At 39.2% G+C, this 19,985-nt stretch carries 16 protein-coding genes; 3 read left to right on the top strand and 13 right to left on the bottom strand.

The features are described 5' to 3' along the window. Nucleotides 1-9: 9 nt before the first annotated feature. The 3 genes from ACZ9EE_RS28080 to ACZ9EE_RS28070 form a co-directional block, all read right to left on the bottom strand. On the bottom strand, nt 10-1,365 hold the full coding sequence (locus ACZ9EE_RS28080; RefSeq protein WP_476031849.1) for an APC family permease: 1,356 nt from the start codon (nt 1,363-1,365) through the stop codon (nt 10-12). A gap of 34 nt (nt 1,366-1,399) precedes the next feature. After that, nucleotides 1,400-2,344 (bottom strand): agmatinase, encoded by a 945-nt coding sequence (gene speB, locus ACZ9EE_RS28075; protein WP_476031848.1) that lies wholly within the window; start codon nt 2,342-2,344, stop codon nt 1,400-1,402. 312 nt (nt 2,345-2,656) lie between these two features. Further along, nucleotides 2,657-4,006: an APC family permease gene (locus tag ACZ9EE_RS28070; RefSeq protein WP_476031847.1), complete on the bottom strand. Its 1,350-nt coding sequence runs from the start codon at nt 4,004-4,006 to the stop codon at nt 2,657-2,659. Nucleotides 4,007-4,501: 495 nt separating this feature from the next. Here ACZ9EE_RS28070 and speB (ACZ9EE_RS28065) point away from each other — a divergent pair, with 495 nt between their 5' ends. Together speB (ACZ9EE_RS28065) and ACZ9EE_RS28060 are read left to right on the top strand one after the other, a co-directional pair. Next, a complete protein-coding gene (gene speB, locus ACZ9EE_RS28065; RefSeq protein ID WP_476031846.1) occupies nt 4,502-5,473 on the top strand; it encodes an agmatinase in 972 nt (323 codons plus the stop codon). Nucleotides 5,474-5,657: 184 nt separating this feature from the next. After that, on the top strand, nt 5,658-6,890 hold the full coding sequence (locus tag ACZ9EE_RS28060) for an endo-1,4-beta-xylanase (RefSeq protein ID WP_476031845.1): 1,233 nt from the start codon (nt 5,658-5,660) through the stop codon (nt 6,888-6,890). Between the two features lie 124 nt (nt 6,891-7,014). Here ACZ9EE_RS28060 and ssuE read toward each other — a convergent pair whose 3' ends face one another. The 9 genes from ssuE to ACZ9EE_RS28015 form a co-directional block, all read right to left on the bottom strand. Then, nucleotides 7,015-7,572, bottom strand: coding sequence for an NADPH-dependent FMN reductase (gene ssuE / locus ACZ9EE_RS28055; protein WP_476031844.1), 558 nt, complete (start codon nt 7,570-7,572; stop codon nt 7,015-7,017). 142 nt (nt 7,573-7,714) lie between these two features. Further along, on the bottom strand, nt 7,715-8,491 hold the full coding sequence (locus ACZ9EE_RS28050) for an ATP-binding cassette domain-containing protein (RefSeq protein WP_476031843.1): 777 nt from the start codon (nt 8,489-8,491) through the stop codon (nt 7,715-7,717). 15 nt (nt 8,492-8,506) lie between these two features. Further along, nucleotides 8,507-9,265, bottom strand: coding sequence for an aliphatic sulfonate ABC transporter permease SsuC (gene ssuC, locus ACZ9EE_RS28045; protein ID WP_476031842.1), 759 nt, complete (start codon nt 9,263-9,265; stop codon nt 8,507-8,509). A 13-nt stretch (nt 9,266-9,278) separates the two neighbouring features. Further along, nucleotides 9,279-10,418, bottom strand: coding sequence for an FMNH2-dependent alkanesulfonate monooxygenase (gene ssuD / locus ACZ9EE_RS28040; RefSeq protein WP_476031841.1), 1,140 nt, complete (start codon nt 10,416-10,418; stop codon nt 9,279-9,281). 16 nt (nt 10,419-10,434) lie between these two features. Next, the gene (locus ACZ9EE_RS28035; protein ID WP_476031840.1) at nt 10,435-11,418 is read right to left on the bottom strand and encodes a sulfonate ABC transporter substrate-binding protein; all 984 of its coding nucleotides are present in this window, start codon (nt 11,416-11,418) and stop codon (nt 10,435-10,437) included. 1,018 nt (nt 11,419-12,436) lie between these two features. Beyond that, nucleotides 12,437-13,792, bottom strand: a complete 1,356-nt coding sequence (locus ACZ9EE_RS28030; protein WP_476031839.1) for an LLM class flavin-dependent oxidoreductase — start codon at nt 13,790-13,792, stop codon at nt 12,437-12,439. 25 nt (nt 13,793-13,817) lie between these two features. Continuing rightward, the gene (locus ACZ9EE_RS28025) at nt 13,818-14,642 is read right to left on the bottom strand and encodes an ABC transporter permease (RefSeq protein WP_476031838.1); all 825 of its coding nucleotides are present in this window, start codon (nt 14,640-14,642) and stop codon (nt 13,818-13,820) included. Nucleotides 14,643-14,655: 13 nt separating this feature from the next. Then, nucleotides 14,656-15,504, bottom strand: a complete 849-nt coding sequence (locus tag ACZ9EE_RS28020) for an ABC transporter ATP-binding protein (protein WP_476031837.1) — start codon at nt 15,502-15,504, stop codon at nt 14,656-14,658. Between the two features lie 12 nt (nt 15,505-15,516). Further along, complete coding sequence (locus ACZ9EE_RS28015; protein WP_476031836.1) at nt 15,517-16,560, bottom strand: ABC transporter substrate-binding protein; 1,044 nt, start codon at nt 16,558-16,560, stop codon at nt 15,517-15,519. A gap of 480 nt (nt 16,561-17,040) precedes the next feature. On the opposite strand from ACZ9EE_RS28015, the gene ACZ9EE_RS28010 reads away from it, so the two are divergent. Then, nucleotides 17,041-17,952, top strand: a complete 912-nt coding sequence (locus tag ACZ9EE_RS28010; protein ID WP_476031835.1) for a TauD/TfdA dioxygenase family protein — start codon at nt 17,041-17,043, stop codon at nt 17,950-17,952. A gap of 227 nt (nt 17,953-18,179) precedes the next feature. Here the strand turns inward: ACZ9EE_RS28010 and argH are convergent, their stop codons facing one another. Further along, nucleotides 18,180-19,700, bottom strand: coding sequence for an argininosuccinate lyase (argH, locus tag ACZ9EE_RS28005; protein WP_476031834.1), 1,521 nt, complete (start codon nt 19,698-19,700; stop codon nt 18,180-18,182). Between the last annotated feature and the right edge of the window lie 285 nt (nt 19,701-19,985).

Here is a 19,985-nt window from a genome sequence, read left to right as displayed (position 1 = left end):
CTTGGAATTTTACATTTGCACATCAAAATTTGTTTCATCAAAATCTAACTCAGGTGGCCGTTGCTTGAAAAATTTCGTTAAGTACAAGAGGTAAATAAATCCAATCGTTCCCCAGACACTCCCAAGGATCATGGAATGAATATCTAATTTTGACCAGAATAATGCTGTGATTAATGCACCTACTAACGGAATAATGCAGTAACAAATAATGTCTTTCACCGTCCGCTGTTTTTTTCTGCCAATAAAATGAACAATTACCGAAAGATTAACAAAGGTAAATGCAAATAATGCACCGAAATTAATGAAGGCTGCAGCTGTATTTAAATCTAAAAATAATGCACTCAATGCAATAATAGCAATCATCAAAATATTATAGACAGGTGTCCTAAATTTGGGTGAAACATAACCAAAAACCTTAGTAGGAAGAATACTTTCCCTGCCCATAGCATATAAAACTCTGGAACCACTTCCTCCAGAGACAACAGCTGAAGCAATAGATGCTGTCACCGAAACACTAAGGAAAAACGCGTTTAAGAAATTGCCGCCAGCATTGACTAAAATATCGACCGCTGCCGATTCTGGATCTTTAAAGGATGTAAAATTAGGATAAATGGATTGAGCAAAATAAGTCGAAGCAACAAATAAAATGCCTCCAATTATAGTGATCAAATAGATGGCCTTCGGTAAAGTCTTTTTTGGATCGTTCGTTTCCTCAGCCAACGTTGTCACGGCATCAAAGCCTAAAAAGCTAAAGCATAATAGCGGTACAATCGATAAAATACTCGAAAAATGCACAGTAGAATCAAAAAATGGTGTAATCGACCATAAATCGCCTGTTCCTTTTCCATGCAATAGCCCTTTCATACTAAAAATGCAAAAAGTAATAATGAAAAGGATTTGAAAAGCTAGCAATATAGCGCTTACATTTGTTGCCAACTTAATTCCTAGGATATTGATGACAGTAATAATCACAACGAAAGTAATAATACACACTGCTACTGGAATCATCGGTAAATAGGCATGAATAAAAATTCCAAATAACAATGCACTAATCATGGGGCTAAGTAAATAGTCCAATAAAATCATCCAGCCAACAAGAAAGCCCATTGAAGAATTGATTCCTTTTTGTACATAGGTATAGGCAGAACCAGTTGTTGGAAACTCCTTTACCATTTTCTCATAGCTGTATGCAGTAAAAAGCATACTACATAAAGAAATGATATAAGCAGTTGGGATCATGCCGTGCGTGCTTTTAATCGCAATCCCATACGTACTAAAAACAGTTATAGGAGCCATAAAGGATAGTCCGAATAAAATAACATGCCCAAATGATAATGAGCGTTTTAGTCCTGGAGAATTATTCATCCCATTTATCAACCCTCTCCTAAAAAAATTATGATTAATTTTTGCTCTCTTTTGTTATTTTCAAGGTGACCAAACTAGCAAATTCGTGAACAAGTGTGGCGGCTAGAAGTGAAGTAATTTGAGTAGGATCATAGGATGGCAGCACTTCCACTATATCGAAACCGATAAAATTAAAATCTGTTAACGAGCGAATCATTTTCAAGGTCTCTAAACTATTGTATCCCCCAACTTCTAGTGTCCCTGTTCCCGGCGCACAGGATGGATCGACAAAATCAATATCAAACGTTAAAAAGCACGGTGCATCGCCAATCACTTCTTTCATTTCAAGTAGAATACTTTCAAAACCTCGTTTGTGAATATCAGGGGTAGTGATGACGTTGTAACCTAAATCATAGCTTGCCTCTAAGTCCCCAGGATGGTTCAGTGTCCCTCTTATTCCGATTTGAAATACCTTATTAGCGATCAATAACCCCTCTTCATGCGCCCGGATAAATGGCGAACCGTGCCAATATTTTTCATCATAATAAGTGTCCCATGTATCAGTGTGTGAATCAAAATGAATCATCGCCACCGGCCCATGTTTTTTAGCCGCAGCACGGAGGTTGGCTAATGTAACGGAATGGTCTCCTCCTAAACCTATAGGAATAATTTTTTTATCCATCAACTCAAACATCGCCTCTTCAATCAATTTATAACTGCGATGGATATTATGAGGAATAACGGATACATCCCCAATATCAATTGCATGGCTATCTTCAAATGGATAAACCTTATGAATCGGGTGGTATGGAAATAATGTCATCGACGCTTGACGAATGGCTTGCGGCGCAAAGCGGGCTCCCACCCGAAAAGAAGCTGCCGTATCAAAAGGCATTCCTACAATAGCTAATTTTGCACCCTCTTTGGCGGAGGGTAACCTCATAAATGTTCCCGTCGTACAAAACTCCGGTTTTACATCTGGTGATAGCGGATATTTCATCTTTCCCATCTCCTTATTCCTCTACCGATTAACTACCGGTAGTTAGTTTAATATGATTATATTTTTATTTTTATCAATAGTCAAACTATTCTTGAAAATAGTTTCAATATAGTAAACTGTTTTCCTTAAAAATCGAGAACTAGAATCTGATATTACGGTCAAACATACCTGGCAGGTAATATTCAAGTTAATGAGGCAAAAGAGTGTGGGCATTATGAATAAATGACTGGAATTATTTAGTTTTGAATCATTTTAAAAAGGATAAAAAATGCATCTTACATTGAATGTAGAATGCATTTTTCACTTATATATCTATTGAATTTCTGCTTCTTCCGCTACAAATTGAGGAGGTACTGCTCGAAAGGCCTTTGTTAGATAGGCTAAGTAAACAAATCCAACGGCAAACCAAGCGATCCCCATGATGATGGAACTAGCCTCAAGATTGAACCACAGGATACCAATCAAAGCAGCTCCCAGTAATGGCATGATCACGTAATTTATAAATCCCTTGGGCGTTCGGTACATTTTTTTACGGAACGCAAAATGACTAATAACAGATAGATTTACAAACGTAAACGCCATTAATGCGCCAAAATTAATTAGTGAAGTTGCTGTCACTAAATCAAAGAAGCAAGCGGATAAAGAGATAACACCGACGATTGCAACATTAATCGTAGGGGTTCTCCATTTTGGATGGACATATCCAAACCACTTTTCGGGAAATACTTTGTCGCGCCCCATTACATACAATAGTCGTGAAACACTTGCATGTGAGGCAAGTCCGGAGGCTAGCGTATTCACAAAGGTTGTACATAAGAAAATCGATTGGAATAGCTTTCCACCGACATAAAGAGCGATTTCTGGCAGAGCAGCGTCAGGCTCCTTGAACCTTGATATATCTGGAAAAAATGATTGAATAAAAAACGATGTTGTGATAAAAATACTCCCGCCCCATAAAGCTGTAAGCATAATCGCTTTTGGAATCGTCTTATCTGGATTGCGTGTTTCTTCAGCTAGAGTCGTAACCGCATCAAAACCGAGGAACGAAAAACAGAGAATCGTTGCACCTGTAATGAGAATTGGCATGTTCATCCCTTCAACAAAAAACGGTTGTAAACTGAAAACTGTGCCTGTTCCCTCACCAGCATTTAACCCTTTTATAACAAGGATAATAAAAACGATTATGATGAGAATTTGAACAAGAACAAATAATGTATTAAAATTTGCCAGAACATTTACGCTTCGCAGGTTTAAGAAGGTAACAATTCCTACAAACACTAACACCCAAATAAAATCAGGAACGGACGGAAATAAAGCATTCAGGTAAAGTTTTGTTAACAAAGCGTTTACCATTGGCAAAAATAAATAATCAAGTAGCGAAGACCAACCAACCAGAAAACCAAGATGCCTGTTCATTGCTTTTTGAGTATACGTATAGGCTGAGCCTGCCTGAGGAAAAACCTTTACTAGCTTCCCGTAGCTAGCAGCAGTAAATAGCATCCCAATCAATGCAACAATATAGGCTGTTGGGACATGACCTTTCGTTATACCAGACACAATTCCAAATGTGTCAAATACCACCATTGGTGTCATATACGCTAACCCCATGATAACAATTTGCCACAGCTTTAACGATCTTTTCAGCTTTACGCTATTTTCCAAATATCATACCTCCCCTTGTTTAAACCGCCTTCATTACAAGATAACACCTTTGCCTTCTTAAAGTTTTTTACTCCCCCTTACTTTTTTGAAATTTCAGTATGTATACTTGCAATTTTTGTGCCGAACTACAGCACTTCTAAAACTTTTACTGTTTAGTTAAAGACCATTAAAGGCAATGGAAGATTTATAGTATTTAGAAAATATGCAATTATTCAACCTCGCATACATTATTCCATATTAATTAGAAATTGTGATTATAAGAACAGTGGAAGCGCCTTTCTAGCAATGTATGGACTGGAGCCATTGGAATGAGATATATGAAAAACTCGTCGATAGGGTTAGACAGGGAAGTAGCTGAATTTATACTTATCAGAATTTAGGCAAAAAATTCTGATAAGTATAAGGAAGCACGGAGAGCGTACAAATTTTCCAAAAGTTCTTCTGGCACAAAACTTGCATAATTATTTTTGAAAATAAAAATGGGGGGAAATTAAAATGCAATATCCATTATCACCAGATGTTAAACCAGAATTTTGTACGACCGGAACCTTTATGAGGTTACCATCTCATAGAGAAGATGCTAAACTGGCCATCGTCGGTGTGCCATTTGATACAGCAGCCTCCTTCCGTGTCGGAGCCCGGTTTGCACCACAAGCCATTCGTCAGGCTTCGATGACCTTATTCCCTTATCATCCGACACACAAGGTTTATCCATTTGAGGATTGTAATGCCATTGATATTGGTGATGTATCCGTCATTCCGCATAATATCCATCGAAGTTACGAAGTAATTGAAAAAGCAATGAAGAATTTGATGGAGAAGGGAATTATCCCCATTGGTCTTGGAGGAGATCATTCCGTAACATTAGCCCATCTTCGTGCTGCTGCTAAAATACACGGTCCTGTAGCCTTAATCCATTTTGATTCCCATACAGATACTTGGGATACGTATTATGAAGAAAAATATTGGCATGGTTCGCCATTCATTCGTGCATACGAAGAAAATCTACTCATAGCAGATAAAGTTTTTCAGGTGGGAATTCGCGGAACACTTAATCATCCAGGTGACATTGATGCAAGCACAGATTTAGGATACCATGTGATTACAACACCGGAATTAAAAGAACGCGGTATGGAAAGCGTTATTAAGGAAATAAAGGGAAAAATCGGTGATACTCCATGTTTCCTAACCTTTGATATCGATTTCGTTGACCCATCATGCGCTCCTGGAACAGGAACACTTGAGGTCGGTGGTTTAAATAGCTTTGAAACCTTGCAAATCATCCGATCTTTAACAGACTTTAACTTTGTCGGCTTTGATTTGGTCGAGGTTTTACCTTCCTATGATCCAACTCAAATTACTTCATTACTTGCTGCCACAATCGTACATGATTTTGCCAGCCTCGTAGCACTTAAAATTAATAAGGATTCATTATCTCCTAGTTCGACCAACAATAGTTCCTTATAAAGGCAAAAGCAGTAGATTCATCTTTAAGAATCTACTGCTTTTTTGTATTCTAATTTATTATTTTACTTTAGGACATATAGTTAGTTGTGTGCTTAAACATAGTTTGGTAGAATTTAGATAGGACATGAGAAAGCGTTTTCCTTATTGGAACAATTCGAAACGGTTATGAAACGGAGGCAATAGAATGGGACAAACAAATGAATTTGCACACCGTATGGCCAGCAAGACAATCAAACTTGTGGATGCATCAGGTAATCCTATTACAGGAAAGGAGGTCGCACTTAAACAGACAAACCATAAGTTCTTATTTGGCTGCGGCATTTTTGATGCAATCCAAGTAGCCAATAAAAATGTACCAGCAGCCAGACTTGCATTTCAGGAAGAAAAACTAGAAAAGTTCTTGGATGTATTTAACTCTGCCACATTACCTTTCTACTGGGGAACGTTTGAGCCTGAAAAAGGAAAACCACTTACTAAAGAATTAAAGGCCGCTGCGCAGTGGTTAAAAGAAAGAAACGTCACCGTGAAAGGACATCCTCTTTGCTGGCACACTGTCACGGCTCCATGGCTTCTGGATATGAGCAATGAAGAAATCCTAAAGGCACAATTTGCTAGAATTGAACGTGAAGTATCGGATTTTAAAGGATTAATAGATATGTGGGATGTGATCAATGAAGTGGTGATCATGCCTATCTTTGATAAATATGACAATGGTATTACTCGAATTAGTAAAGACCTTGGCCGTGTTGGGATCATTAAAGAAATGTTTGCAAAAACACGTGAATTCAATCCGGGTGCGACCCTATTATTAAATGACTTTAATACATCGATTAACTATGAAATCTTAATTGATGGATGTTTAAATGCAGGTATTGCCATTGATGCGATTGGTATTCAGTCACACCAGCATCAAGGATATTGGGGACGTGAAAAATTAGAAGAAGTCTTAGAGCGTTTCTCACACTTTGGTCTTCCTATTCACTTTACAGAAAACACTTTAACATCTGGTCATCTGATGCCAGCTCAAATTGAAGATCTGAATGATTATCAGATTCCCGAATGGCCATCAACACCAGAATTCGAAGAACGTCAGGCAAAAGAAGTAGAAGAAATGTATTCTATTCTGTTTAAACATCCCCTAGTAGAAGCCATTACAGCTTGGTCCTTTAGTGATGATGGGGCATGGCTTGGTGCTCCTGCTGGATTTATCAGAACAGATAATAGCCCAAAACCATCATATGAAGTTGTAAAGAAACTGATCAAAAATGACTGGCATTCAAACGTTACATGCAATACAGATGACAACGGAATGGTTTCATTTGAGGGATACCTTGGTGATTATGATCTTGTTTGTGGGGATAAGAAAGTAAGCTTCAAACTAGATAAAGATTCTGATACAGTACAGTTGGTAATCTAGTCAGGGCTGTATAGTTGCAAAACTTCCGGCCAATTATGGCCGGAAGTTTTGCAGCATGAGTAAAATCGTATTTACTTTAAAATCTAGCCCCCATTTAGCTTAAGTACATTTTCCGTAAAACTTTTTAAATAATAGAACCGACCACATTCCTTTCCGTGGATAAAGAGCTTTTTAAGAAATTCAAGGAAGTTTCTAAGCGATTTTTAGCTGCTTCATCTATTTCATATTGGTTATTTTCTATTTTTTTGATTTGACTATCCAAAATAAAAGCACCTTTTAAAATATGGGTTGCGCCAAGTGCTGATAGCACTGGCTTCAATGCATAATCCAACATTAATAGATGTCCAAAGGTTCCACCAACAGCAATTGGTAATATGGTCTTACCTTCAAGACCATTTTGCGGTAACAGATCAAGATAGGTTTTTAATACCCCAGTATAAGACGCTTTATAAACAGGTGTCAGAATGACAATGGTTTCTGAATCCTCAACCTTTTTATTGGCTCTAACAATTTCTTCACTGTCAAATTTCGCTTGAATTAAATCCACGGCTGGAAGGTTTCGAACATGGATAACTTCAGGAATGATATTCAACCCTTCTAAATGCCTTACAACTTCATCTAACGCCCCATTTAATCTCGTATGTTCCGAGGGACTTCCAGAAATAATCGTTATTTTACTCATCATGTAATCTCCCTTTCTTAAGTGAAGCCGCTATCTATTTACGTGTTTTTTCATATAAATATAGACTAAGCCTATGCTTTCTTTATCTATTATCGTTAAAAAATCTGTAAACTGAATGGTCAGTCCCCCATCCAGGAAAATGTTACTCAATTTTTGTTAGTCTTAAATCACTCGTTGACATTTTGTCTTTTCCCAAAATCCGGTGTAATATTTGGCTGACGGTTGGAGAAAATAATGGATGTTCTCTCTGCCGGGGATATGGTAGTTTAATAGGCTGGTTCATCACAATTTCTCCATCTTCAATTAAGATGACTCTATTCGCGAGAGCTACCGCTTCTTCTACATCATGCGTCACCAACACGGCAGTAAACTTTTTATCCAACCACAATTCTTCTATGAGCTGATGCATTTCGATCCGTGTCAGTGCATCGAGGGCCCCAAGTGGTTCATCTAATAAAAGGATATTTGGCTCATGAACTAATGCTCTTGCAAGTGCGACTCTCTGGCGTTGTCCCCCTGATAATACAGAAGGCCAATCATTTCCGCGATCCGCTAATCCGACTTGTTCCAATACCTTTTCAGCACGCTCCCGCCAGTCTGTTTTTAAACCTAAACCGACGTTTTGAAGTACTCTTTTCCAAGGGAGAAGTCTGCCGTCCTGAAACATGATTTTTGCTAATTGATTTCTACCTTCTAACCGTTCACCATCAGTATAGATTTCTCCATCACTAGCTGTCTCTAATCCAGCAAGTAAGCGTAATAACGTACTTTTACCACATCCGCTTTTCCCTATAATCGCAATAAATTCCCCTTTTTTAACTTTTAAATTAATGTTTCGAAGTACTTTATGATTGCCAAATGATTTTTGCAGGTTAGAAATTTCTAATATCGTTGATTCACGGTCTATCCTTTCAGTCATTGATTTCCCTCCTCCCTATTTTCGATAAGATGGATTCCATTGTAAGAATCTTTTCTCGGCTATTTTTGCGATAGCATCTGATAGTTTTCCAAGAAGTGCATAGAGAATAATACTTAAAACGACGATATCTAGCCTCATAAATTCTCTAGCGTTCATGGCCATATACCCTATACCTGAATTCGATGCAATCGTTTCAGCGACAATAAGGGTGACCCAGGTAATACCTATTGCATACCGCACCCCCACTAATATAGAAGGAAGAGCACCGGGCAAAATAATATTCCAAAATAACGAAAACCCTTTAAGTCCATAAACATTTCCCATTTCGATAAGAGTTTTATCGATCGAACGGATTCCGTGAAAGGTGTTCAAGTAAATGGGAAAAAAAGTACCTAATGCGACGAGAAAAAGCTTTGCCTCTTCTTCGATTCCGAACCATAAAATCACAATCGGAATCATCGCAAGATGCGGAATATTCCGAATCATTTGTAAAGAACTATCCAACAGACTTTCTGAAATTTTCGACAGGCCGTTCAACAAACCTAAAGCAAATCCTATTCCCCCGCCGATTATAAATCCTATGATCGCCCGTTTACTGCTTGCACCAATGTAATCAAAAAGTTGACCAGAACGCCCTAGTTCAACTGCCGACTTGAATACATCAACAGGGTTTGGCAGCACACGTGAAGATAATAGCCCAAATTGGCTTGATAGCTGCCAGGAAGCTAGTAATAAAATGGGGACAATCCACGGAACAATCTGTTTTTTATTCATGTTCATTCACCCTTCACTTTAAGACTTTCGGCAATTCGTTGTTTGCAACAATTTCTCCAAAAGGACTGATGATATTAGTTGAATCCGATTGAGGAGCATCCTTTGCTAATGGAAGATGCGGGAATAATAATTCAGATACACGGTAGGCCTCTTCCAAGTGTGGATATCCTGAGAGGATAAAGGTTTCAATTCCAAGGTCAGCGTATTCCTTCATTCTTTGTGCGACCGTTTCAGGATCGCCTACTAAAGCTGTCCCCGCTCCACCTCTAACAAGACCTACTCCTGCCCATAAATTCGGGCTGATCTCTAATTGGTCCTTACTTCCATTGTGTAATTCCGACATTCTCTGCTGTCCAACCGAATCAAACCGCGAAAAGATCTTTTGAGAGGAGGCAATTAGATCATCATCTACATATTTAATCAAATCATTCGCTGCCGCCCAGGCTTCCTTGTCTGTTTCTCTCACAATGACATGCAATCGGATTCCAAAGCGAACGGTCCGGCCCTGCTGAGCCGCTAACTTTTTTACCTCGTTTATTTTTTCTGCTACTTTCGCAGGCGGTTCCCCCCATGTTAGGTAGTAATCCACATGCTTCGCAGCTATTTCTTGCCCAATTTCAGAAGATCCTCCGAAATAAAGAGGCGGATAAGGTTGTTGTACAGGTGGATAGAGCAATTTTCCATTATCTATTTTTAAGTAGTCTCCAGAAAAGTTGGCCTCTCCTTTTTCTAACAAGTCCCTCCATATGGTTAAAAATTCATCCGTTAATTCATAGCGTTCGGTATGGCTTAAATGGAGACCATCTCCCGCCAGCTCAACAGGATCGCCGCCGGTTACCACATTGATTAATAACCGGCCATTTGATAAGCGGTCAAATGTGGATGCCATTCTGGCGGCTTGTGATGGCGAACTTAGACCAGGCCGTACGGCGACTAGAAATTTCATACGTTGGGTAACTGAAAGTAAACTTGAAGCTACCACCCATGAATCTTCGCAAGATCTTCCTGTTGGAAGTAACGCCCCAGTAAAACCTAACTCATCTACTGCCTGAGCCACCTGTTTTAAGTAAGGCAAGGTAACTGCTCTGCCTCCTGTTGTTACGCCTAAATATCTTGAATCACCGTGTGTTGGAATAAACCAGAATACGTTCATTTTTTTGTCTCCTTTATTAATTATTAGTTTTTATTAGTGCTTCTTGCACCTTGATTTCTTGTGGAATTAATTGAAGCTTGTAAAATGTATCTGCGATTTGTTGTTGATCCTTTGCTGTTTGATCACTTACTTTTTCTAATCCAAATGTTCTTCGATTGAGTGTTAATTCTAATGTGTCCACACTCATTCCAATTTGAGGCGCAAGGAATTTGGCAGCTTCTTTTGGATTCTCTTGAACCCATTTATCTGTCTTTTCCAGTTCCTTATAAATGACGTCTAATACTTTAGGATTGTCCTTTGCAAATTGATGGGTGGCTAAGAAAAATTCACGATTGCTAACTAATCCTTCTCCATCAGCTAAGATCCTTGCCTTTGTAGCCAGCTGGGCATCTGCTAAGAAGGGATCCCAAATCACCCATGCGTCTACATCTCCTTTTTCAAATGCGGCCCGCGCATCTGCAGGAGCAAGAAAAATTGTTTTAATATCACTGTAGGAAATACCTGCTTTTTCCAATGCTTTGACTAATAAAAAATGGACATTTGAACCTTTATTTAACGCGATTTTTTTTCCTTTTAAGTCTTTCAGCGTCTTAATTGGTGAATTTTCAGGTACTATAATCGCTTCTCCTTTTGGATTTGCGGTTGCATTCGCATAATACACGAGCGGGGCTCCTGCGGCTTGAGCAAAAATCGGCGGCGCTTCTCCTGTATGACCAAAATCTAAACTGCCTACATTTAATGCCTCAAGCAACTGGGGGCCCCCAGGAAACTCGGTCCATTTCACCGAATATCCAAGTGTTTTTAAATCTTTATCCAAGGTTCCCTTTGCCTTTAAGATGTTTAAGGTACCAAACTTTTGATAACCAATATTAATGACCTTTGATTCCTTACTACTTGATGCCTTTTTTTCTCCTGAAGCGGAAGAACTGCATCCACTTACTAGAAAGGACAAAAGTAAGATGAGTGTCAACCACCATAGATTTTTGTTTTTGTTAATCACGTCAGACTCCTCCATTTTCTCTATTATTCTGGTAGATTCTAAAATACTTTTACTATCACACAAACAATCACTTCCTTTCAGTAGACTGATAAGAAAATTAACTCCATTAAACCTATTTACTTAGTCGGAATAAAGAGTATAAAAAAGGCTCCTGATCTCATAAAATCGAGATAAGGAGCCTTCGGTCGTCCGATCAGCTTTTCTTTTGTATTTTCATAAACCTTAAAATCACTTCAATTGGTTGAAAATTTAATTATTATTTTATTCATACTTTTCCTACCTGTCAAGTTGAAATAACTATTTATCTAACTTAACCAACTTGTTTACTTGGTTTTAAAACTATGATTAAACTTTATATTCCTACGCTCCAATTGTCAACTAATTTTTTAAAATATTTTGAAGGTTTTTTAAAATCCTACTTTTCTCCTGGGATTAATCGTTATAGGATTAAGTAAAAATACTATGAATTATTGTCTGGTGATTGGTAAACCAAAAGCACCTAACACTATGTTGAGGAAGGTGTTTTTTATTAATTATGAAAATAGAATGGAAAAGAGATTTTAGATGCAGGAACCACACCATTTTTGTAATGGGTAATCATATATAATATGTCTATTAGACTAGAGGATTTCGGAGGTATTATGGAATGTGGAATTTTGCAGTTTTTCTATAATTTCTTGTTGCCACAAATAATCATTAATACTTTTTGCATAAAGATACAAATCCAGATAATCATTTATCCACATTTTTTCCTTAGTATCGTTCATAAGTATGCCCCTTTCAAATATTCTACTTTTTAAGCCGTTTAAATGTCCTTATCCCACTAGAAACTGTCCTAGGTTAATGCAATGCACTAATCTTAGTAAAAGAAAGAGGCTCTATTTAGAATGACGAAATTATCCTAAATTAAAGAGCCTCTAGTGAACCAGTCAGCGTTTATTAAATTTCCTAATCATTTTTTATAATTAAAAAACACATTAATCCTATAAATCAAGTCGGATTTTTAAAATAACCGAAACTATACCGTTTCTTTTACGGACTCAATAAGTTTATTAACTGGCCGTTTTAATCCGAGATTCTCCCTCAACGTTTTGCCAGTATATTCTTTACGGAACAATCCGCGTAGTTGCAATACTGGAATAACCTGATTGACGAAATCCTCCAGGCCACCAGGCAAATAAGGGGGCATGACATTGAATCCGTCCGCTGCGCCATTTTCGAACCATTCTTGCATTTGGTCTGCAATTTGTTCAGGTGTCCCTTTGATTTCCCGATGTCCGCGTGCACCGGCTATTCGTTGATACAATTGGCGAATGGTCAATCCCTCACGATCGGCAAGATCCTTTAATAATTGGAAGCGGCTTTTCCCGCCATTTATCTGGCTCACTTCAGGCAAATCAGGGAGTGGTCCATCCACCGGATATCCTGATAAATCAACACTTATCATTCCAGACAAAAGAGATAACCCCGCTTCTTCCGGAATAAGATCCTCAAGCAGTATCTTATTAGCTTCTGCTTCTTCCTCCGTTCTTCCAATAACAGGGAAAATACCAGGCATGATTTTTAGGTCCTCTGGTGAGCGGCCGTATTTTGCCATTCTTCCTTTTACATCTGCATAAAAGGCTTGTGCTTCTTCTAGGGTTTGCCAAGCTGTGAAAATAACCTCTGCAGTCCGCGCTGCAAGCTCCTTCCCTGCTTCAGATGAACCAGCCTGGATCACTACCGGATGCCCTTGTATCGGACGAGAGATATTTAATGGACCCGCAACGGAAAACCATTCTCCTTTATGATTAATAGAGTGTATTTTGGAAGGATCAGCAAATTGGGCTGCCTCTTTATCAATAATTAAAGCATCATCCTCCCAGCTATCCCATAGCTTCGTGACTACATCCACAAACTCTTCAGCCCGTTCATAGCGTTTTTCATGAAGTAGCTGCTGCTCTAAATTAAAATTTTGGGCTTCTACGTCAGTACTCGATGTGACTACATTCCACCCTGCACGGCCGCCACTTAAATGATCGAGTGAGGCGAACCTGCGGGCAACATTAAATGGCTCATTAAAGGTAGTTGATACAGTACCGACAAATCCAATATGATTTGTTACCGCAGATAGCGCAGATAAAAGGGTAAAGGGTTCAAACAACGTATTTACGGTTTGGCCAAGGGCCTTTTGATTGTTCCTTCTCACCGCATAGTTATCTGCAACAAAAACCATATCAAACTTTCCACGCTCTGCTGTTTGGGCTAATCTTTTGATAAAATCAAAACTCATGATTTGATGAGATTCCGCTTTTGGATGACGCCAAGCTGCGACATGATGTCCAGGAATCATAAAAAATGCACCTAATTTCATTTCCCGATTAGTTTGAGTCATGTTTCATTCCTTCTTTCTTTTATTGTTAATTTCTATTTGTTTTCCAGCTTGAAAATTTCTTTTCTAAAGAAACCAATAGATAATTTATGAACACACCAAGCAATGAAATCGTAATAATGCCTGCATACATTTGCGGGATTTGAAAGTTCTGTTGCGAATAGTTAATCAGATATCCCAAACCTTCCTTAGCACCAACCATTTCGGCAGCAATCAATACTAGAATGGATGATGATCCAGCCATACGTATTCCGGTAAAAATAGTCGGAATTGAAGCTGGCAAAATGACCTTAATAAACAACCTGTACGAAGGCAGAGCCATCGATTTCGCGGCCTTAATGAGTACCGGATCGACATTTCGAACTGCATTAATCGTATTTAAAAGAATCGGAAACGTACAAGCAAAAAAGACAATTGAAACTTTAGATGTTTCGCCAATCCCAAGCAACAGAATAAAGACAGGTAATAACGCTAAGGCAGCCGTATTACGAAAGACTTCCAGCACCGGATTTAACAATTCACTCGCTAGTGGATACCACCCAATGATTAGCCCCAAAGGAATAGCGATAAGGATCGCCAACCCAAATCCGAATAGCGAACGGAGAATGCTCGCCTGAAAGTGGGCATACAGATCACCCGAAATCACTAATCCCCACCAGCTCTCTGCCACTTTTGTAAAAGGCGGAAAGAATGTGGGATCCACTAACCCTGTTCGGGGAGCAATCTCCCAAAGAATTAGTAAAAGCAAAATGACAATAGATTGTTTTACAAGACTTTGCACCCAATGAAAAGAAAATCGAATCCGATGGGATGTCTGCATTGGCGCTGTAAATGATTTACCGAAATCAGGCATTTCCTCACCTCTTCTATAAATTAATTAACTTTTGTAAAGCAGACTGGTCCTTTTTCGCAACTATTTGCGCTTTCCCTACTTCTTCACGAAGTAAATCCCAAATTTGGTGACGCGCATTTGCAAATTCTGTTGTCGAACGTAAGTCCTCTTCGTATCTGGCTGAATGAAGCGGGTTATCAATAATTTGTTTGATTGTTCCAGGGCGGGAAGTCATTACGGCCACACGCTGTCCTAGATACACAGCCTCATCAATCCCATGTGTAATAAAAACAATTGTCTTTTTGGTATGTTCCCAGATTCGAAGTAATTCTGTCTGTAAAGTCTCACGTGTTTGCGCATCGAGGGCTGCGAACGGTTCATCCATTAATAGCACATCAGGGTCAAATGCCAAACTTCTGGCAATGGCCACACGCTGTTTCATTCCACCTGAAAGTTCGTGTGGATAACGATCAGCGAAACCCGATAACCCAACCAGTGACAAAAAGTAACAAGAAATTTCAGCCCGTTCCTTTTTGGGAACACCTTTTGATTCTAAGCCAAATTCAATATTTCCTTTAGCTGTCTTCCAAGGCAAAAGCGCATACTGCTGAAAGACAATCCCCCGATCTAAACCGGGTCCCTCAATCGGTTTTCCATCCAATAATATCCGTCCGGAGGTTGGTTTCGTCAACCCGCCTAAAAGATCAAGCAAAGTTGATTTTCCGCATCCTGATGGGCCTACTAATGAAAGAAACTCTCCACTGTTGACTGAAAAATGAACATTTTTAATGGCTGTAAATTCTTTAAGGGCTCCCTTTCCTTGCTCTAAGTCCCTTACTTTAAAGACCTTATTGACATGTTCAAACTGAATTTTTGCTGTCATCCTCTCACCTCTTTACTTTTTATCAATTTCACCCTTATAAGGATTAAATTCATTGGTGTACAAGTCACTTAGTTTCACTTTGACATCATTGAACTCACCATTTTTCTTCAGCCAATCAACCCAAATTTTAAATTCCTTTTCCTGAATAACTCCACCTTTCTCTGCAATACCGGTACTTTTCCAATATTGCAATGTGTTTGTATCTTCCTTGCGACCCCGTTTCTTAATAATGGATTCATAACGGGCTATTACTTCTTCTCGTGAATGGGTTTGTGCCCACTCAATTGCTTTTGCTGTAGCCTCAACAAACTTTTTCACCGTAAGTGGATTTTGTTTGATGAATTTTTCGGTAAATACATAGCTGCCGGCTGTGAAAGGTCCCAACAAATCATAATCACTAAAAAGCATTTTGATCCCCCCATTTTTTACAGCCAGATTCCCTAACATCCCAGTCAAAACAGCGACATCGATTTGTTTTTGGCGCAGTGTTTGTTCTGTGCTTACAGGTGGCAGAACAACTAAAGTAACTTTCTTAATTTCCGCATCTGTTAATCCATTTTGTTTTAAATATTCTTTTAAAACGAATTCAGCATGAGCTCCCATTGTGTTCATACCAACCTTTTTTCCAATTAAATCGCGAGCATTTTTTATCGAACTGTCATTCAATACATAATAGCCGGTATATGTATCCTTATCACTGCCGTAATAACCAATGACTGATTTTATAGGTGCACCGCTCGCTTTTAATTTGGCAATAGCCCCATTAAACGCACCGCCAAAATCGGTTTGACCCGTAGCTGCGTTTTGAATAGAAGCAGGCCCACTTGTTTGATTTCCGATCCATTCTAGTTTAATCGGACCAAGATAGCCTAAATCCTCCGCTAACTCTGGATAAATAACTGAACCAACTGACCCCTCATATTTAATTTTTAGTGTTTCATACCCGCCTTTTTCTTTAGCGCCTGTTGCTCCTGTCTTCTTCTCCTGGCAGCCAGCAGATATAACGATTGATAATACCACTAACATAAAAAGTACGTTTCTTCTCCAAAACTTCATAACATTCCCTTCCTTCTCAATAAGATTAGTACCAGTCCATCCAATCGGTTGATTCTTTACTGGCTAAGAGAAATACTTTTATCTAAGGACCCCATCTATCTCTTGATGCCTATTTCTCAAAAAAAATGGAGACATCTCTTTTTAAAAGAAAAGTCTCCGGTTGTCCGGTAGTTATTTAGTTATTTCCTATTGGACTACTTTGCTTTCACCAATCCTATCAGTTCTAATCCGACCCGTCAACGGAATATTAAAAATATTCTAAATTGTATTTTCCTATCAGATTAATAAAATTTTATAAATTGACAGAAGTATTTTGACAATTTAAAATCGCTTTAAACCGATAGGGATTACATAGTTAACATTCAAATGAATTGCTGACCAGTCACCTGGAAGCCAGAGCCATATGCTCTGGCTTTCTTTTGTCTTATCGGTCCACTATTTAAGCGCCACTTTTGCGGTGAAAAACAAGGAGGAAATGAAATGAGTAATGTTAAAGAAGTGCAAAATGAAGCAGCGATTGTAGTAACACCAGTGGCTGGACGTATTGGAGCAGAAATTTCAGGGGTGAAACTTACCGGGGAACTAGACTCCAATACAGTTAAATCGATCCGTGGAGCCCTGTTAAAGTATAAGGTTGTTTTCTTCCGTGATCAGCATCAATTGGACGATCAAGGACAAGAAGCTTTTGCACAACTACTTGGTAACCCAGTTGTTCATCCAACGGTTCCAGCAAAAAATGGAACAAACTTTATTTTAGAACTTCATTCAGATCACGGCGGTCGCGCTGATTCATGGCATACAGATGTAACGTTTGAAGCAGCATACCCTAAGTTCTCCATTTTACGGGGAGTGGTCATTCCTGAGGCAGGAGGCGATACCGTTTGGGCAAACACATCTGCTGCCTATGAAAACCTGCCAACAGAATTACAAAATCTAGCCAATCAGTTATGGGCAGTCCATACCAATGCTTACGATTATGCAGCCAAGAAAAATAATGTTTCTGCGGAAGCAAAAAAACGCCATGATGAGGTCTTTACATCCACCATCTATGAAACCGAACATCCCGTTGTCCATGTACATCCTGAAACAGGAGAGCGCCATCTCCTACTCGGTCATTTTGTGAAAAACTTTGTCGGGCTTTCTTCCACTGATTCTGCACATTTATTCTCGATCTTGCAGGGACACGTCACACAACTCGAAAATACGGTCCGCTGGAAATGGAAAGCGGGGGATGTCATCATTTGGGATAACCGAGCAACCCAACATTATGCAGTGAATGACTATGGCCATGCACAAAGAGTTGTCCGAAGAATTACCATTGACGGAGAGGAACCTATTAGTTTAGATGGCCGCCGTAGTATTACGAAAACGAAAGTAAGAAAGATTCAATAGATTGATCTTCCTTGCCTTTATGATAAGGTGAAAAACGCAAATAATCTCCCAAAATAGGAATGCGTAAGGAAACGTTATTTCAATGTTGCAGATATCCGAAAATAAAAGGCCTAATTTCTCGGCTAAATACTGAGAAATTAGGCTTACATTTATTAAAAAAGAAGACGAACATAAATTGTTCGCCTCCTACTTTGCCCCTGTGTATGCCTCTTATTCTCTCACTCTCGTCAAAGTAATCCATCGGTTTTGCCCCACTGGCTTGTCAGTTGGTCAAGTTTTTCCATACAAACTTTAATTCGATTAACCTCAGCCTGGAGCGAAGAAATATGATGGTTTAGACTAGCTTCTCTTTCCACAATGGCCCTCTTGATTTCCTCTGGTGCTGGTCCGCCAGGCAGCGACCGAATTTTAACAAAGTGTTCTGGGTCCATTGCTGTACGAATGATCTCCTCCGGTAAATTCAACGGAATTCCGACAACTGCTTTTGCCGCTTCATCTACGAGTACTGATGTGACATGGGTGGCATTCAATCCTCTTGCCAAGGCAATTTTCACCACCTGGCTGGCTATAGAATGTGAGGTCCGAAACGGAATGTTTGCTTCCCTAAACAGTGTGTCGGCTAATTCCGTTATTGTCGCAAAACTTTCTTGGGCCCTTCTTTTTAACAGTACTTCATTTACTTCAAGTGTTCCAACCACCACTTTTGTTAACCGAAAAACTTGATCAATAAGGTGCAGTCCCTTCCATAAATACGGCTGAAGGTCATCCTCGGTATCGTTTATGTCTCCATATGGTGTGTTATGTAACATTTGAAGTACGGTTTGGGCATTCCCAATTCCGCTAGAGCTTAATGCACGGATATGCTCTAGTGAAACTGGATTTCTTTTTTGCGGCATAATAGAACTCGTTTGAACATAGGGATCTGCCACACGAATTGCTGAAAATTCCTGGCTGGACCATAAGAGAAGATCTTGTGAAAATCGGCCGAGATTGATAAAGGTTAATTGGATCGCTGTGGCAATTTCCCCTAAATAATCAGCACCGCTAATTGAATCATAAGCACTCTTGATGATTTTCGGGAATCCTAATAACTCTGCTATCCTTTTTCTGTCAATCGGAAATCCGGTCGTAGTGAGGGCCGCCGCGCCAAGAGGACTAGCATTGCATGTATCATAGGCTGCTTTCAATCTTTTTAAGTCACGGTCAACGACATCGTACATACCCAAAAGATAATGGGAGAACGTCATCGGCTGGGCTTGCTGCGTATGAGTATGGCCCAGGACAATCGTTTCCTTATAGTTGTCAATCACCCTCAAAAGTGTTTCTTGAAAGGAAAACAGCGCCTCAATGGCCAGGAGAATTTTGTCCCTTAGAACCATCCTGTACATCGCAATACCCATATCGTTCCGGCTCCGAGCAAGGTGCAAACTCCCCCCCACTTCGCCGGCAACATTCATAATTTGACTTTCTACAAGGAAAAAGAGATCCTCATACTGTCCATCATAGGTGGATTGGAGAATTGTCTCTTTATCAAGTGCGCAAATAGCCGCATAGATTTGGGAACCTAGACTCTCCTGCAACACCCCTTGTTCTACCAGCATAATCAGGTGGGCTTTATGGACTGCTAGCATTGGCTCTAGTAAAGATTGCTTGGCGTGCTCATAAGCAGGTGCTAATACTACCTCTGAATAGGTCGCCCCTGGAAACTTCTGCCCTTCCTTTTTTAAAATGCTCTCCTTACTATTCATCACAATCCCTCCTAATAATCGATAAAACAGGCTTTGATCTGAATGACTTAAATGACTAGTAAACTTTTGAAAATAAAACAGAAAAAAGTTCGCAATCTTTTGTTTATTTTATGTCTCCAGCTTTTTTAATGTTAATAAAACAAGCATGAACATTTTATGTAAAAAACTACAAGTTCACTCCGACCGGATAACTTTATAGATACGCAATAAGGTGAATGGAGGATTATAGTTTCTAAAGAAACATGAAAAGACCGCAAAGCTTTCCGTAAGAAGTGTTTTGCAGTC

This window comes from Bacillus sp. URHA0034, from assembly GCF_056280405.1.
This window is presented reverse-complemented; position numbering and strand designations above follow the sequence as displayed.

Bases quoted from the DNA above. Each gene is read 5' to 3' on its own strand.
- ACZ9EE_RS28080 (WP_476031849.1), bottom strand. From the start codon at position 1,365: ATGAATAATTCTCCAGGACTAAAACGCTCATTATCATTTGGGCATGTT.
- speB (WP_476031848.1), bottom strand. From the start codon at position 2,344: ATGAAATATCCGCTATCACCAGATGTAAAACCGGAGTTTTGTACGACG.
- speB (WP_476031846.1), top strand. From the start codon at position 4,502: ATGCAATATCCATTATCACCAGATGTTAAACCAGAATTTTGTACGACC.
- ACZ9EE_RS28060 (WP_476031845.1), top strand. From the start codon at position 5,658: ATGGGACAAACAAATGAATTTGCACACCGTATGGCCAGCAAGACAATC.
- ssuE (WP_476031844.1), bottom strand. From the start codon at position 7,572: ATGAGTAAAATAACGATTATTTCTGGAAGTCCCTCGGAACATACGAGA.
- ACZ9EE_RS28050 (WP_476031843.1), bottom strand. From the start codon at position 8,491: ATGACTGAAAGGATAGACCGTGAATCAACGATATTAGAAATTTCTAAC.
- ssuC (WP_476031842.1), bottom strand. From the start codon at position 9,265: ATGAATAAAAAACAGATTGTTCCGTGGATTGTCCCCATTTTATTACTA.
- ssuD (WP_476031841.1), bottom strand. From the start codon at position 10,418: ATGAACGTATTCTGGTTTATTCCAACACACGGTGATTCAAGATATTTA.
- ACZ9EE_RS28030 (WP_476031839.1), bottom strand. From the start codon at position 13,792: ATGACTCAAACTAATCGGGAAATGAAATTAGGTGCATTTTTTATGATT.
- ACZ9EE_RS28025 (WP_476031838.1), bottom strand. From the start codon at position 14,642: ATGCCTGATTTCGGTAAATCATTTACAGCGCCAATGCAGACATCCCAT.
- ACZ9EE_RS28020 (WP_476031837.1), bottom strand. From the start codon at position 15,504: ATGACAGCAAAAATTCAGTTTGAACATGTCAATAAGGTCTTTAAAGTA.
- ACZ9EE_RS28015 (WP_476031836.1), bottom strand. From the start codon at position 16,560: ATGAAGTTTTGGAGAAGAAACGTACTTTTTATGTTAGTGGTATTATCA.
- ACZ9EE_RS28010 (WP_476031835.1), top strand. From the start codon at position 17,041: ATGAGTAATGTTAAAGAAGTGCAAAATGAAGCAGCGATTGTAGTAACA.
- argH (WP_476031834.1), bottom strand. From the start codon at position 19,700: ATGAATAGTAAGGAGAGCATTTTAAAAAAGGAAGGGCAGAAGTTTCCA.